Source organism: Streptomyces sp. NPDC038135 (assembly GCF_055601245.1).
The window spans coordinates 242,319-256,727 of sequence record NZ_JBVJXS010000009.1 but is presented as its reverse complement, the minus strand read 5'-3'; the positions used below and the strand labels follow the sequence as shown (position 1 = coordinate 256,727).

The 14,409-nt window shown below is 77.1% G+C and carries 12 protein-coding genes; 10 read left to right on the top strand and 2 right to left on the bottom strand.

The features are described 5' to 3' along the window. Positions 1 to 258: 258 nt before the first annotated feature. The gene (locus ACZ7JA_RS26295) at positions 259 to 2,808 is read left to right on the top strand and encodes a hypothetical protein (protein ID WP_470810717.1); all 2,550 of its coding nucleotides are present in this window, start codon (positions 259 to 261) and stop codon (positions 2,806 to 2,808) included. Further along, positions 2,805 to 4,004: a type VII secretion-associated serine protease mycosin gene (gene mycP, locus ACZ7JA_RS26290; RefSeq protein ID WP_389304722.1), complete on the top strand. Its 1,200-nt coding sequence runs from the start codon at positions 2,805 to 2,807 to the stop codon at positions 4,002 to 4,004. The genes ACZ7JA_RS26295 and mycP overlap by 4 nt, the downstream gene beginning before the upstream one ends. On the opposite strand, the gene ACZ7JA_RS26285 is transcribed toward mycP, so the two are convergent. Beyond that, positions 4,001 to 4,879, bottom strand: coding sequence for an SDR family oxidoreductase (locus ACZ7JA_RS26285; RefSeq protein WP_470810715.1), 879 nt, complete (start codon positions 4,877 to 4,879; stop codon positions 4,001 to 4,003). The genes mycP and ACZ7JA_RS26285 overlap by 4 nt on opposite strands. A 374-nt stretch (positions 4,880 to 5,253) precedes the next feature. On the opposite strand from ACZ7JA_RS26285, the gene ACZ7JA_RS26280 reads away from it, so the two are divergent. The 7 genes from ACZ7JA_RS26280 to ACZ7JA_RS26250 are packed head-to-tail and all read left to right on the top strand — an operon-like array spanning position 5,254 to position 13,213. Further along, positions 5,254 to 6,150, top strand: a complete 897-nt coding sequence (locus ACZ7JA_RS26280) for an AfsA-related hotdog domain-containing protein (protein WP_470810713.1) — start codon at positions 5,254 to 5,256, stop codon at positions 6,148 to 6,150. After that, the gene (locus ACZ7JA_RS26275) at positions 6,147 to 6,788 is read left to right on the top strand and encodes a methyltransferase family protein (protein ID WP_470810711.1); all 642 of its coding nucleotides are present in this window, start codon (positions 6,147 to 6,149) and stop codon (positions 6,786 to 6,788) included. Before ACZ7JA_RS26280 ends, ACZ7JA_RS26275 begins: the two co-directional genes overlap by 4 nt. A 3-nt stretch (positions 6,789 to 6,791) precedes the next feature. Continuing rightward, a complete protein-coding gene (locus ACZ7JA_RS26270) occupies positions 6,792 to 9,563 on the top strand; it encodes a PEP/pyruvate-binding domain-containing protein (RefSeq protein WP_470810708.1) in 2,772 nt (923 codons plus the stop codon). Then, positions 9,554 to 10,639, top strand: coding sequence for a ketoacyl-ACP synthase III family protein (locus tag ACZ7JA_RS26265; protein WP_351664047.1), 1,086 nt, complete (start codon positions 9,554 to 9,556; stop codon positions 10,637 to 10,639). The genes ACZ7JA_RS26270 and ACZ7JA_RS26265 overlap by 10 nt, the downstream gene beginning before the upstream one ends. Next, entirely contained in the window at positions 10,636 to 11,073 is a 438-nt protein-coding gene (locus ACZ7JA_RS26260; RefSeq protein ID WP_389304727.1) for a nuclear transport factor 2 family protein, read from the top strand. Before ACZ7JA_RS26265 ends, ACZ7JA_RS26260 begins: the two co-directional genes overlap by 4 nt. Continuing rightward, the gene (locus ACZ7JA_RS26255; protein WP_470810706.1) at positions 11,070 to 12,338 is read left to right on the top strand and encodes a cytochrome P450; all 1,269 of its coding nucleotides are present in this window, start codon (positions 11,070 to 11,072) and stop codon (positions 12,336 to 12,338) included. Before ACZ7JA_RS26260 ends, ACZ7JA_RS26255 begins: the two co-directional genes overlap by 4 nt. After that, positions 12,332 to 13,213 carry a hypothetical protein gene (locus ACZ7JA_RS26250; RefSeq protein WP_351664044.1) on the top strand — a complete coding sequence of 294 codons (882 nt, stop codon included), beginning with the start codon at positions 12,332 to 12,334 and terminating at the stop codon, positions 13,211 to 13,213. The genes ACZ7JA_RS26255 and ACZ7JA_RS26250 overlap by 7 nt, the downstream gene beginning before the upstream one ends. 6 nt (positions 13,214 to 13,219) lie before the next feature. Here ACZ7JA_RS26250 and ACZ7JA_RS26245 read toward each other — a convergent pair whose 3' ends face one another. Continuing rightward, the gene (locus ACZ7JA_RS26245) at positions 13,220 to 13,489 is read right to left on the bottom strand and encodes a hypothetical protein (protein WP_470810704.1); all 270 of its coding nucleotides are present in this window, start codon (positions 13,487 to 13,489) and stop codon (positions 13,220 to 13,222) included. 139 nt (positions 13,490 to 13,628) lie between these two features. On the opposite strand from ACZ7JA_RS26245, the gene ACZ7JA_RS26240 reads away from it, so the two are divergent. After that, positions 13,629 to 14,408 (top strand): SseB family protein, encoded by a 780-nt coding sequence (locus ACZ7JA_RS26240; RefSeq protein ID WP_470810702.1) that lies wholly within the window; start codon positions 13,629 to 13,631, stop codon positions 14,406 to 14,408. Position 14,409 lies beyond the last annotated feature (1 nt).

Here is a 14,409-nt window from a genome sequence, read left to right as displayed (position 1 = left end):
CCAGACAGGATTACCGCAGGGTAGGGGGACGATACGGGCAGATGCCACGGGCTCGTGGACTGGTTCTCGTTCTCTCCCGGACAACCCGTAGAGTGACGCGCACGACGGCGGAACGCTCCCGGCCCCATCGCCTGAACCGGGATGCCGGTCCAGCCGTACGGGTATGCGTGCCCGGACGGAGCTTCGCACCGGGCACGGCCGAGAAGCGCGGCGGCCCGCTCGCGGAAGACGGCCCGGGCACGAGGAAACGGGGGGTGCATGAGCACGGAAGCGCGCCGCGCCCCGATCCCACCGCGCCCCGCCACCCCGCCCCGCCCCGCCACCGCGCCCCAGGATTACACCCCGGACACCGCCGCGACGCCCCAGGGCACGCGCGCGGGCGCCCCCGCGGCCGACACACCGCAACCCCGCACGACCGCCCCGCGCGAGGCCGCCGCCGGGCCTGGCGGCCGCGGCGGCGAGTCCTGGAGCGGGAGCGGGTCCATGGGCGGGATCGCCCACACCGAAGCGACCCCGCCCGCCCCTGCGACGACCGGCCGAACCGGCGACCCGCGGGGGACCGCCGTCCAGGGGGCGGACCCCGTCCGCACCGCGCCTGCCGCCGGGCCGGGTGACCGGGGCGGCGAGTCCTGGAGCGGGAGCGGGTCCCTGGGCGGGATCGCCCGCACCGACGCGCCTGCGACGACCGGCCGAACCGGCGACCCGCGGGGGACCGCCGTCCAGGGGGCGGACCCCGTCCGCACCGCGCCCGCCGCCCGACCGGGTGACCGCGTCGGCGAGTCCTGGGCCGCGAGCGGGTCCACGGGCCGGGGCGGCACCGCGTCCGGGGGTGCCGGTGCGCCGGGCGCCGGCCTGGGCCGGAGCGCCCACGCCGACGCGGCCGCGTCCGCTCCTGCGGCGACCGGCCGAACCGGCGACCCGCGGGGGACCGCCGCCCAGGGGGCGGACCCCGTCCGCACCGCGCCCGCCGCCCGACCGGGTGACCGGGGCGGCGAGTCCTGGACTGCGAGCGGGTCCACGGGCCGGGGCGGCACCGCGTCCGGGGGTGCCGGTGCGCCGGGCGCCGGCCTGGGCCGGAGCGTCCACGCCGACGCGGCCGCGTCCGCGCCTGCGGCCACCGGCCGGGCCGGTGGCCCGGGGGAGCCCGCCGGCCGGCCTGGCGGGCGTCGTCCCGGGGTGGCCCCCGCGCCCGTCTGCCCGCCGGACGACGCCGACGACGAGGAGCCCTCGGTCTTCGCGCCGCGCGCCGCGCGGCACCCGGTCGGACGCGCTCCGGAGGAGACGCGGCAGGGCGGTGAGCGGTCCGGCGCCGCGAGCGCGGCCGACGGGCCCCGCTTCCCCGCCTTCCCCTCCGCCGCCGGGCCCGCCGGCACCGACCCGTCGGGTCCGCCTCCGCCGCCCGCCTCCGCCCGCTTCCCCGACGCCCCGCCGCACGCTTCGCGCACGGCGGCCCCGTCACGCCGGCCGGGCGCTCCCGCGGAGTCCGCGTCGGAGACGACGACCCGGCTGCGGCCCGTCCCGCCCGCACCGGAGCAGCGCCGTTCCGGGACCGCGGGCCCGGCGGCGGGAGCCTCCGCGCGCGCCGGGACCGCGGGCGTGGCGGCGGGAGCCTCCGCTGAGTCGGGGCCGGAGACGACGACGCGGCTGCGGCCGGTCCCGTCGGCGCCGGAGCAGCGCCGTTCCGGAACGGCCCCGGGCCGGGGAGGCCCGGTCCCGGCGTCCGGCTCGGACCGCCCGGCCCCCGTGGGGCAGCCCGCCGCCTCCCGTACGGCCTCCGCCCCGTCTCCCGCCCGCCCGGCCTCCCAGCCGCCGCCCGCTCCCGCGCAACCGCCCACCCCGACCCCGGGCGCCGCGGCCCCGCCGGCCCCGGCGCCGTCGTCCGGGCCCGGCGCGCGTGACGGCCGGCCCGCGTGGCGTCCGGGCGGCCCCGCCCACCCCGCGAGCCCCGCGCCGGTGTCGCCGGACCCCGTCCTGTCCTGGAGCGCGGGCGGCCCGGCCCGGCCCGTGGTGTCGTTCGGGGAACCCGAGTACGGCGAGCGGACCCGGCCCTCGGCGTGGCTGCGGCCCCGCACCGCCGCTGCCGCCGCCTGCCTGGTCCTCGGACTGGGCCTCATCGGCGGCGCGGTGACCGGGAGCTGGCTCACCGGCGACGGTTCCGGCGGCAGGGCGGGCACCGGGTTCAGCGCGGCCGGCACCCTGTGGCACAGCGTGCCCGTGGACGGGCTGTTCCCGCCCACCGTCCAGGGCACCGGCGCGGGCCCCGGCGGCGCCGACCGGACCTGGACGCGGATCGCCGTCGCCCCCGACACCGGCTGCGCCGACGCCTTCGACCCGCTGCTGCGCAAGGTCCTCGCCCCGGTCGGCTGCCGACGGCTGCTGCGCGCCACCTACACCGACGCCACCCAGAGCCATGTCACCACCGTGGGCCTGCTGTTCACCAAGGGCGACCCCGCCGCCATGTCCGCCCTCGCGGCCCGCTTCCGCGACGAGCACCTGGACCGGCGCGCCGACCTGATGCCCCGGCCGTACGCGGCCAAGGGCACCGCGGCGGCCCGGTTCGGCGACGAGCAGCGCGCCACCTGGACCGTCGCCGTCCTGACCGACGCCCCCGTCGTCGCCTACGCGGTGTCCGGCTGGACCGACGGCCGTACGGTCGACTCGCCGCAGCCCGCCGCGGACGCCGTGCGGTCCGGCGCCGGCTCGGCAGCCGCCCAGGCCGGCCTCGGCCAGGAGGCGCAGGGTCTGGCCGACCGCGTCGAACGCCGGCTGCGCCAGACCGCCGGACCGGCCACGAAGAGCCCCTCATGAGGCGGCCGGCACGGCGCGGCCGACGCCTGCGCGGCAGCGCGGTGAGCCTGCTGCTCGCCGGCTCCCTCGTCCTGCTGCCGTCCGCCGCCGCCCACGCCGACGGCATCCGCGCCCAGCAGTGGAGCCTGTCCGCCCTGCGCCTGTCCGAGGCCTGGCAGACCACCAAGGGCCGGGGCGTCACCGTCGCCGTGCTGGACACCGGGGTCGAGGCCGACCATCCGGACCTGGCCGGCAACGTCCTGGACGCCAAGGACATGATCGGTTTCGGCGCGGGCCCCGGCGACCGCGACTGGGCCCGGCACGGCACCGCCATGGCCGGCATCATCGCCGGACACGGTCACGGCGCCGGACGCGCCGACGGCGTCATGGGCGTCGCCCCCGAGGCGAAGATCCTGCCCGTGCGGGTCATCCTCGAGGACGGCGACTCCGCCCGCGGCAAGGCCCGTACCACCCGGGGCAACGCCCTCGCCGACGGCATCCGCTGGGCCGCCGACCACGGCGCCGACGTCATCAACCTCTCGCTCGGCGACGACTCCGACTCCGCCCACCCCGAGCCGAGCGAGGACGAGGCCGTGCAGTACGCCCTGAAGAAGGGCGTGGTGGTGGTGGCCTCCGCGGGCAACGGCGGCGCCAAGGGCGACCACGTCTCCTACCCGGCCGCGTACCCGGGCGTCATCGCCGCCACCGCCGTCGACCGCTACGGCACCCGCGCCTCCTTCTCCACCCGCCGCTGGTACGCCGCGGTCAGCGCGCCCGGCGTGAACGTCGTGATCGCCGACCCCGACCACAAGTACTACGAGGGCTGGGGCACCTCCGCCGCCGCCGCGTACGTCTCGGGCGCGGCGGCGCTGATCAAGGCCGCCCATCCGAAGCTGAGCCCGGCCCAGGTGAAGAAGCTCCTGGAGGACACCGCCCGCGACGCCCCGGTGGGCGGCCGGGACGACTCCCGCGGCTTCGGCATGATCGACCCCGCGGCGGCGCTGAAGGCCGCGGCCCGTCTGGAACCCCGCGGTCTGCGTCCGGCGTCGTACGGGGAGAAGTACTTCGGCCCCGGCCCGGACACCGCCAGGGCGGCCGCCGCCACGTCCGGCTGGGCGGGCCCGCTCGCGGGCGGCACCGGCGCGGTGCTGCTGGTGGCCGGTGTCGTCCTGTGGCGGGGCCGGAACACGGGACGGCGGCGCGACGGGGGGTTCTAGACCCGGGCGGGCACGGAAAGCGCGGCGGGCGCCGGTCCGAACGCCTCCCGGTGGTCCGCCGCCCACCGCGCGTACGACCGGGCCGCACGGCCGGTGAGGCGGGACACGGACCCGTCCACCGTCGCCTTGCGGCCCCGCGACCGCCGTTCGGCGCCGCGCAGCAGGGCCTCGACCACATGCGGCGGATGACGGCGCGACCAGCGGGCCGCGGCCTGCTCCGTCGTCAGTTCCCGGCACACCAGCGGGCGGCCGAGCACCCGGGACAGCTCGCGGGTCTGGTCCGCGGCCGAGATCGCCTCCGGACCGGTGAGCGGGTGGATCCGGCCCTCGTGTCCGGACGAGGTCAGCGCGGCCACCGCGACGTCGGCGATGTCACGGGGATCGACGCAGGCGCTCGGCGCCCCCGGGTGCAGGGCGTGCACCACGCCCTCGGTACGGATCGAGCCCGCCCACGCCAGCGTGTTCGACATGAACGCGCGCGGGCGCAGCAGCGTCCACTCCAGGCCGCAGGAGCGCAGCAGGTCCTCGCAGTCCCGCTGCCAGCGCGTGATCAGGTCGTCGGCGTCGTCCTCGCCGGCCGCGTAGGCGGACAGCTTCACGACGTGCCGCACCCCGGCCGCCTCCGCGGCTCGCAGGAAACGCGCGTCGCTGTCGCCGCCGGGATCACGGGTGACCAGGAACGCCCGGTCCACCCCCGCGAGCGCGCGCCGCAGGGAGCCGTGGTCCTGGTAGGAGCCGACGGCCACCTCGCCGCCCGGACCGAGCGCCGGCAGCCGGGCCGGGTCACGGCAGAACACCCGCACCGGGCCGGCCGCCGACAGCGTCCGCGCCACCTGGCCGCCCACCACACCGGTCGCGCCCGTCACCAGAATCATGCGAAGGCCTCCCCAGCCGGATCACGGAACCGGTCCCGGCCGGCCGCCGCCGGCGTCCGGTCCCTCGAAGAGTGAACGGTTGACCGATCGTGGTCCCGGCCGCTGACCCGCCGCTGACGCGCGGACAACGCTGTCATGCCGGACGCCACTGCCATCGGCAGAGGTCAGCGGCATGTCAGGCGGCTCGTCAAGACTTCCGCGAACACCGGGCCGACGACGGCCCGCACCGATGCGGCCGGCCACCGGGCCCGGCGCCGCGGACGCGCCCCACGCGGTGGACCGGGCGCCGGGCGGCGCGCCGCCACCGCGAGCGCGGGCACCGGCGCCGCGGGCCGGGCCGAGCGGCAAGCACAGTCAGGAATCGAGGAAGACGGATGACCACGCCAACGACCCGAGCCCAGACACGCGTTCAGCGGACCGGCCCGGCCGGAGCACCGCACCCGGCGGCCCGGGGCCACGACGCCGACCCCTGGCTCACCGACCTCACCGTCGACCAGAGCGACCCGTTCTTCTACGACCACCCGCTGGACCACGTCCCCGGCATGCTCCTGGTGTGCGCCATGGCGGACGCCGTCAGCGACCGCGTCGACGTCCCGGCGGGCTCCCGGGTGAAATGGGTCGTCAACTTCCGGGTGATGCCCGAGCTGGCCCCAGGCCTCGTGCTCTACGCGGCACCGCCCGAGAACGGCCGCCACACCCTGCGCGTCACCCAGGGCCCGACCGTCGTCTCGGACAGCTGGTTCACCCTCACCGCCGGCCCCGAGGGCGGCCGGCCCGGACCGGAGGCCTTACCGGCCGCCCCCGCCGCCGAGCCCGCCCGCGCGTTCCTGGTGCACCGCACCCGCCCGGAGAACGTCATGCTCGGCGAACCCGTGTGCGACGACGACGTGTTCACCGCTCCGGTGCTGCTGCCGGAGGCCGGGCACACCCTGGCGAGCCGCCGCCCCGGCCGGCGCTCGGTGAAGTCGGTCGTCGAGGCCGGCCGCCAGTTCGCCACCTGGCTCTCGCACCGGGCCGGCGGCTGGCCGGAGGAAGTGCAGATGCTGTGGCTGCGGCTCACCGCCGACCTGCCGGCCGACCTGCCCGCCACGCTCCCGCTGGCGCTGCGCTGGCGGCGGACCCGCATGTCCGACGACAAGGCCCGGCTCACCTTCGAGCTGATCGCGGGCGACGGACCGGGCACCCGGATCGGCAGCCTCGTCTACGTCAGCAAGGGCCTGACCCCCGAGGCCTACCGGGCCTTCCGCGCCGCCGCCGGGGCGGCGGCATGAACCAGCGCCTCGTCGTCCTCGTCCTGCGCGCCCTGCTGCCGCTGACCTGCGCCCTGTTCGTCCTCGCCATCACACTGCTGCTCACCTCGGACACCGCCGGCCCGCACCCCGAGGCCGCCCTGTTCGCGGGCCTCTACCTGCTGTGGATCCTCGCCGAGACCGGCATCACCGTGCGCCACCCCAAGCAGTCCGCCGCCGAGAACGGCACCCTGCTGCCGTACGCCCTGACCCGGGCCGGCACCGGTGTCTCCGCGGTGCTGTGGCCGCTGCCCTGGCACGCCTGGTCGGTGTGGCTGAGCGTGCCGGCCGTGGTGTTCGCCGCCTCCGTCGCGCTGCGCCTGACCGCCATCCGCACCCTCGGCCGGTTCTACTCCCACCACGTGGTGCGCTACTCCGACCACACCATCGTCACCAGCGGCCCCTACCGGCACGTCCGGCACCCCGCGTACACCGGGATGCTGCTGGCCAACGCCGCGTTCGTGGCGTTCTTCTGCAACCCGCTCAGCGTGCTGTTCCTGCTCGCCCTGGCCGCGGTCATCGTGTGGCGGATCCGGGTCGAGGAGCGCGTGCTGTGGGCCGTCCCCGGATACCCGGGATACGCGGGCGGCCGGGCGCGGCTGCTGCCGGGGGTGTGGTAGACGATGGCCTCCACCACCCCGCTCGCCCGCACCGGCCCGGCCACCGGACGCGGCCCGCTGCTCGCCGGCGCCCACGACGCCGCCCTCGCCGACCCGGCCCTGGTGGGCCACAAGTTCTCCCGGCAGCACGAGATGCGCGACGCCGGACTGCCCGTCCCCGAATTCTTCGCGCTGACCGCCGAGGCGTACGCCGCCTGCGTGCCGGTCCCCGCCGGTTTCCCCGGCGCCGGGGCGAGTACGGCGGAGCTGACCGACTGGGCGCGCGCGGCCCGCGACGAGGTCCGCGCCACCCCGCTGCCGCCCGCCCTGGCCCGGCAGGTGCTCGCCGGCTTCGACGAACTCGCCGGCCCCGAAGGGCTGGTGGCCGTGCGCGGCTGCGTCGCCGCCGAGGCGGACGGCAGCGGCGAGGACGGCGCCGACGACCCGTTCGCCGGCCTCTCCGACAGCTATCTGTACGTCCGCCGGGACGCCCTCCTGGACCGCGTCGCCGACTGCTGGGCCTCCGCCTACAACCCCGAGGCCGTGCTCTACCGCGTGCGGCGCGGCGTAGACGCCACCGCCGTCCGGGTCGCGGTCGGCGTCCAGCGGATGGTGCCCGGCGTGCGGTCCTTCGTGATGTTCACCAGCGATCCGCGCGGCGGCACCGACCAGGCGGTGGTGGCCGCGGCGCACGGCATCGGCGAGGGCATCGTGCAGGAGAGGGCCGACATCGACCACTTCTTCGTGGACCGAGCCACCGGCGCCGTACGCGCCGAACTCGCCGTCAAGTCCGTGATGGTGGGCCTCGACCCGGCCCGGCCGGACGCCGGCCCGGTGCCGCTGCCCGTCCCGGAAGCGCTCGGCGGACCGCCCGTGCTGTCCGACGACGAGGTGCGCGCCATCGGCGAACTGGCCGCCCGCGCCGAGGAACTCTTCGGCGGCCCCCAGGACGTCGAGGGCGCCCTCACCGCCGACGGCCGGATCCACCTCGTCCAGGCCCGGCCCGTGGTGCGGGCCGCGACCCCGCACGGGGAGAGCGCGCCGCCGGTGCCGTGGACCAACCACAACCTCACCGAGTCCTTCCCCGGCGTCACCTCCACGCTGACCTACTCCCAGGCCCGCGTCTTCTACCGGACCGGCTTCGCCGACTTCTACCGGCGGCTCGGCGTGCCCGAGGACTCCCTGCGCCGCAACCAGCACCACCTCAGCCGGATGGTCGGGCACCTCGACGGGCGGGTCTACTACCGGCTCGACGCCTGGTTCGCGCTGCACGGTCAGATCCCCGGCTTCGACCTCATCCGCCCCATGTGGCAGCGCTCCCTCGGCCTCACCGAACGCGACCAGGACACGGCCCCGGACCGGGCGGCCCGCCGCCGCGCCTGGAAGCAGGTGCTGCGCGCGGCGCCCCGCCTCGCCCGCGCCTACGCCGCCCAGCCGCGCCGGCTGCGCGAGTTCCTGCGCTGGTGGGACGACCTGATGGCGCGCTGGCCCTCCTTCGAGGACTGCACCGCCGACGAACTCGTCGCCCGCTACCGCACCATGTGGACCGAGGCCGAGCACCGCTGGGGCGTCACCATGGTCGCCAGCTACTTCGCCCTGGTCTCCCTTACCTGCGCCGACGCCCTGCTGGAGCGCTGGGTGCCGGACGGCCGCGCGCTGCTGCCCCGGCTGATGGGCGGCGGCCGCCCCAACCGGACGCTCGCCTCGGTCCGTTCGGCGCTCGCCCTCGCCGAACGCGCCGCCGCCCACCCGGCCCTGCGCGCCGCCGTCCTGGAACGCCCCGCGCCCGAGGTCTGGCGGGAGATCACCGGCGGGAAGTACGGCAGCGGTACAGCCGACGCCTTCGCCCGGCACCTGCGGACCTACGGCGACCGCGCGCTGCACGACCTGAAACTGGAGGTCCTCACCCCGCGCCAGGAACCCTGGCAGATCGTCACCGCGCTGCGCCCCTACATCGGCCAGGGCCTGACCGTCGCCGCCAACGAGGCCGACGAGGCCGCCGCCCGCGACGCCGCCCGGGACGCCCTGCGCGAGGCCTGCCCCGCTCCGCTCAAGCGGGCCGCGCTCGGCGCCGTGCTGGCCTCCCTGCGGTTCAGCGTCAAGGCCCGCGAGGACACGCGGTTCTGCCGCAGCCAGCTCTACGGCGTCTCCCGCGAGGTCATGCGCGGGCTCGCCCGGCGGCTCGTCGAGGCGGGACTGCTGGACCGGGCCGAGGACGTCGTCCACCTCCAGACCGAGGAGGTGCTCGGCGCCTTCGACGGCACCCTGCCCGACACCGACCTGCGCGCGCTGGTGCGCCGGCGCGCCGCCCGGTTCGCCGAGAGCGCGGCCGCCGCCGACCCGCCCGCCTACTTCACCGTCCCCGGCGGCCTGCCCGTGCCGGTCGCGCTGGCCTCCCGCCGGGACACCGCCGCGGCCGGCGGACCCGACGCGGACGGCGTGCTGCGCGGCATCGCCTCCAGCAGCGGCACGGCACGCGGCCGCGCCCTCGTCGTCCGGGACACCGCTGTGCCGCCCGAGGCGTGCGTGGGCCGGATACTCGTCGCCAAGGAGACCGACCCCGGCTGGCTCGCCCTGATGATGGCCGCCAAGGGCATCGTCGTCGAGCGCGGCAGCCTCGTCTCGCACACCGCCATCAGCGGCCGGCTGCTCGGCGTCCCCACGGTCGTCGCGGTCCGCGAGGCCATGACGGCCATCGAGGACGGCGCCTGGATCGAGATCGACGGCGCCGCCGGCACCGTACGCCTGCTGCCCGGCGACGGCACCGAGCCGGGGGAGGACGGACCGTGCGCGTGACGAACCTGTTCATCGACGGCCTCGGCTGCCACCTGCCCGAGCCCTACCCGGCCGAACGGGCGGTCGCCGAGGGCCGGTACGCCGAGGCCGAGTGGCGGGCCGGCGGCTGGACCGGCGCCGCCGTCGCCGGGAACGTCTCGCCGCCGGAGATGGCGGTGGCGGCCGCCCGCACCGCGCTGGAACGCTCCGCGCACCCGGCCGCCGACATCGCCCTCGTGCTGCACGCCTCGCTGCACGAACAGGGACCCGAACTGTGGACCCCGCACCAGTACGTGCTCCGGCACGCGGTCGGCACCCGGGTCCCGGCGATGGAGGTGCGGCAGGGCTGCAACGCGGCCCTCGGCGCCATGGAACTGGCCCACGGCCACCTGAGCGCGGACCCGTCCCGCACGGCCGCCCTGGTGACCGCCGCCGAGAACTTCGGCACCGAACGCGTCGACCGCTGGCGCTACCAGAGCGGCGCCCGGATGAAACGCCCCTCCGTCCTCGGCGACGCGGCCACCGCCGTGGTGCTGTCGACCCGCGGCGGCTTCGCCCGCGTCCTGTCCCTCGTCTCCGGCTCGCTGCCCGAGCTGGAGGAGATGAACCGGCCGCGCGGCCCTCTCTTCCCGCCCCGGCGCACCCGCACCGGCCGCATCGACCTGGTCGCCCGGATGATCGACTACGCCCGCAGCGACCCCGGCGCCGCCACCCTGGCCCGCAAGGCCGTGGACGCGGCCCGCACCGAGACCGGACTGCGCGCCATCCAGGACGCCGGGCTCACCCCCGGCGACATCACCCGCGTCACCCACGTCCTGTCCGGCGGCCCCGAGTACATCCGCGCCGTCCTCGAACCCCTCGGCATCGACCCGGCCCGCGGCGTCCTCGACTTCGGACGCGCCCTCGGCCACATGACCACCAGCGACCACTTCGCCGCCCTCCACCACCTCGTGGAGACCCGCGAAGTCGGCCCCGGCGACCGGGTGCTGATGCTCAACAACAGCTTCGGCGTCTCCCTGTTCGCCGCCGTCGTCGAGATCACCGCCACCCCGTCCTGGGCCACCGGGACGCCCTCCCCGTACAAGGAACGGACATGACCCAGCCGCAGACCGCCGCCCCGGCGCCCGGGGCCACCACCGCCGTGGAACGGTGGATCGACGCCCTGAAGGAGGGCTGGCGGGCCCGCGACGCGGACGCCGTCGCCGCCCTCTTCACCGACGACGCCGTCTACCACCAGGGCCCCTACGGCGCCCCGCACACCGGCCGCGAGGCCGTCGCCGCGCACTGGCGGAACACCCTGTCCCGGCAGCGGGACGCCCGTATGTGGTTCGGCGAGCCCGTCGTCTCCGGCGGCCGGGCCGCGGTGGAGTGGTGGTGCGTCCTGTACGACCCCGCCACCGGCGCACCCCGCAACGCGGCCGGCTGCCTGGTGCTCCGCTTCGCCGCCGACGGCCGCTGCGCCTCCCTCCACGAGTACTGGCACGGCGCCCCGGACCAGGAGCTCGAACCCGCCGAGGGGTGGCTGCGATGACCGGTGCGCCCACCCTGCGGTGCCCCGTCACCGGGGCGGGACCGGACCCGCGGCCTCCCGCCTACCCCTTCCCCGACCTGCCCGGCATCTGCCTCGACCCCGGCCGGCTCGCCCGGTTCCGCGAGGAACCGCTGGTGCCGGTACGGCTCGGCAACGGCCGGGACGCGCTGCTCGTGACCCGCCACGAGGACGTCAGGACCGTCCTGTCCGACGACCGCTTCAGCCGCGAGGCCTGGGCCGGCGGCACCCTGTTCGCCCGCAGGTCCAGCGCCCTCGCCCTGGTCACCAGCGACGCGCCCACCCACACCCGGCGCCGCAGCCGGGTCCAGGCCCGCTTCACCCACCGCAGGGCCGAGGAGGACCGCCCCCGCATCGCCGAGATCGCCGCCGGGCTCCTGGACCGGCTGCGCGCCGCCGACGGCCCCGTCGACCTGATCGTCGAGTTCACCACCCCGTTCCCGTACCGGGTGATCTGCGAGATGCTCGGCGTGCCGGTGGCCGACCTGGACCGGCTGCTGCCCGAGGTCACCGTCATGATGTCGGCCGGGCGCTTCACTCCGGAGGAGGGCGCCCGGGCCCACTCCGTCATGTACGACTACTTCTTCGGGCAGCTCGCCGAGCGCCGCGCGGCCGTCGAGGCCGGCCGGCCCGGCGACGACCTGCTCACCCAGCTCCTGACCGCGCCGCCGGACACCAGGCTCAGCGACGAGGAGATCGCCGTCTTCGGCTTCGGCCTGATGATGGCGGGCGGCGAGACCACCGCCTCCCACCTCGCCATGTGCGTGCTGCACGTCCTCACCACGCCCGGCCTCGCCGACCGGCTGCGCCGCGACCCCTCGGCGGTCCCGGCCGCCGTGGAGGAACTGGTGCGCTGGGTCTGGTTCGCCGGCACCGGCGGCCAGCCGCACGTCACCACCGAGGAGGTGCGCCTGGCCGGCCGCGTGCTGCCCGCCGGCCAGGTGGTCGTCCCGCTCACCGACGCGGCCAACCGCGACCCGGACGTCTTCCCCGACCCGGACGTCTTCCGCGCCGACCGCTCGCCGAACCCGCACATCGGCTTCGGACACGGCCGCCACCTGTGCCTCGGCGCGGCCCACGCGCGCGTGGAGCTCCAGGTGGGACTCACCGCCGTGCTCGAACGGCTCGACGGACTGGAACTCGCCGTCGACCCGGCCGAACTGAGCTGGCGCGACCGGATGTTCATGCGGGGCGTGTGGGAACTGCCCGTGCGCGTCCGCGCGTCGGATCGGACACGGCCGTGCTGAGCCGCTGGGCCCGCTTCGTGGCGGGCAGCTACCCGCCGCTGCCGTCCGCGGCGTTCGCGTTCCTGTGGGCCTACGGCGTCTCCGGCCTGTTCGCGGTCGTCCAGCCCGCGCACCCCGCCTGGCGGCCCGGCCTCGGCACCCTCACCGCGGCGCTCACACTCACCGTCACGCTGCTGCTGATGCGCGCCGTGGACGACATCCGGGACCTCGCCTACGACCGCGCGTTCAACCCCCGGCGGCCGCTGGCCTCCGGCGCCGTGCGCGAGCGCGACCTGCTCGTGCTGTGCGCCGCGGGCGCGGCCGTGGTCCTCGCCCTGAACGCGGGCCGCCCGGCCGCCCTCGCGGTGCTCGCCGGGCAACTCCTCTACTGCGCCCTGGTGCTGGCCGTGGACCGGGCGCTGGCCTGGCCCCCGGGCGACCGGCTGCTGCTCAGCCTCCTGATCAGCTTCCCCGCCCAACTGCTGCTGCACGTCTACCTGTACACCCGCTACCTCGGCGACACCGGGCAGGGCGCCGGCCGCGGGGGAGTGCTGGCCATCGTGATCACCGTGCTGGTCACCGTCCACCTGGAGTTCGCCAAGAAGATCACCCGCCGGCTCAGGCCGGGCGAGCGCAGCTACGTCAGCACCCTCGGCCTCGGCGGCACGGTCGCCGTGGCGCTCGCCGCCCCGGTGCTGTCGGTGCTGCTGCTGGTCACGCAGGCCCGCCCGGAGGCACTGCTGGCGCCGCTGGCCCTGCTGCCGCTGCTGTTGCCCGCCCGGGCCGGCTGGCGCTTCTTCCGGGCGCGCGCCCCGCGCTGGCCGGCCGCCTCCGCCGCCTACTACGTCCTGTCCACTTTCGCCTGCTACCTGGCGCTGAGCCTGGCGTACGGCTGACCCGGCTCACGACCCGGCGGACGCGGTCTCCGGGCCGGTCCCCGGGGAGGCGGCCGCGAAGGCCGACACCGCCGCCTCGGCGGCCGCCTCCACCAGCGCGATCCCCTCGGCCTGCGTGGCGGCCGACGGCCCGGTCCTGGCACCGGAGTGCGCCCGGGTCGTCACGCAGACCGTGCCGCCCGCCGTCATCCCGCCCGTCGCCACCACGGCCAGGACGGCGAACAGCAGCGGGCGGCGAGAACGGCGGCCACGGCGGCCGGACGGGGAGGACTTCATGCCCGCGATGCTCGGGGCGGCCGCTGTGCGCTCCGTCGGACGCACCTGAGAACCACGTCAGCGAACCAACGGATCCCCTGTGGATCCGGCTCCCGGGCCGGGACGGGCACGCAGCCTGCCTGCCGATAGGGTCGGGACCGTGGCGAAGAAGAACATTCCCGACTCCGGCTACTCCGACGACGACGGTTCCGCCGACCCCCGGCTGAGCGCCGCGCTCGCCGCCTGGGCGGGAGACCGTACGGCCGTGGGCCCGGTCCTCGCGGCGCTGAAGGGCGCCCGGCTGCTGGTGCCCGTGGTCGCCGTGCTCGGGGAGGTCGAGGAGGACAGTCAAGAGGGGCGCGAAGCTCCTCGGAAGGGTGGTGGCGGGAGACGGGAGGCCGGCCTGCGCCGCGAGAAGACCAGCGACATGGCGGTGCCGACGCTGAAGGCGGGCGACCGCACCGCGCTGCCCGCCTTCACCTCCACCGAGTCCCTGGCCCGCTGGGACCCGGCGGCCCGGCCCGTCGCCGTGCCCCTGCACCAGGCGCTCGAGGCCGCCGCGCACGAGAAGGCGGACACGGTCGTGCTCGACCTGGCCGGACCGGTGCCGTTCGAACTGACCGGCCCGGCGCTGCTGGCCCTGGCCGAGGGCCGCACCAGCACCGACCCGCTCACCGACCCGGCCGTCCTCGGCGCCGTGCGCGGGGCGGTGGCCGCCGAGCCGGCGGTCCTGCGCGCCCACCTCGGTCCCGGTCAGGCCGACGGCACCCTGGTCCTCGTCCTCGACCCGGCCGCTCCGCCCGCCGAGGCCGCCCGCGCGGTCGCCGCGCGGCTGGCCGCCGACGAGACGCTGAGGGCCCGCCTGGTGCGCGGCCTCGACCTGGCACTGCTGCCGGCCGGGACCACGCCTCCGGGCGAGCCCTTGTTCGTACGGGATTGAG

What these genes read in the sequence shown, in the direction of transcription:
- ACZ7JA_RS26285 (WP_470810715.1), bottom strand. Translation starts at nt 4,879, where the DNA reads ATGATTCTGGTGACGGGCGCGACCGGTGTGGTGGGCGGCCAGGTGGCG.
- ACZ7JA_RS26275 (WP_470810711.1), top strand. Translation starts at nt 6,147, where the DNA reads ATGAACCAGCGCCTCGTCGTCCTCGTCCTGCGCGCCCTGCTGCCGCTG.
- ACZ7JA_RS26270 (WP_470810708.1), top strand. Translation starts at nt 6,792, where the DNA reads ATGGCCTCCACCACCCCGCTCGCCCGCACCGGCCCGGCCACCGGACGC.
- mycP (WP_389304722.1), top strand. Translation starts at nt 2,805, where the DNA reads ATGAGGCGGCCGGCACGGCGCGGCCGACGCCTGCGCGGCAGCGCGGTG.
- ACZ7JA_RS26245 (WP_470810704.1), bottom strand. Translation starts at nt 13,489, where the DNA reads ATGAAGTCCTCCCCGTCCGGCCGCCGTGGCCGCCGTTCTCGCCGCCCG.
- ACZ7JA_RS26280 (WP_470810713.1), top strand. Translation starts at nt 5,254, where the DNA reads ATGACCACGCCAACGACCCGAGCCCAGACACGCGTTCAGCGGACCGGC.
- ACZ7JA_RS26255 (WP_470810706.1), top strand. Translation starts at nt 11,070, where the DNA reads ATGACCGGTGCGCCCACCCTGCGGTGCCCCGTCACCGGGGCGGGACCG.
- ACZ7JA_RS26260 (WP_389304727.1), top strand. Translation starts at nt 10,636, where the DNA reads ATGACCCAGCCGCAGACCGCCGCCCCGGCGCCCGGGGCCACCACCGCC.
- ACZ7JA_RS26295 (WP_470810717.1), top strand. Translation starts at nt 259, where the DNA reads ATGAGCACGGAAGCGCGCCGCGCCCCGATCCCACCGCGCCCCGCCACC.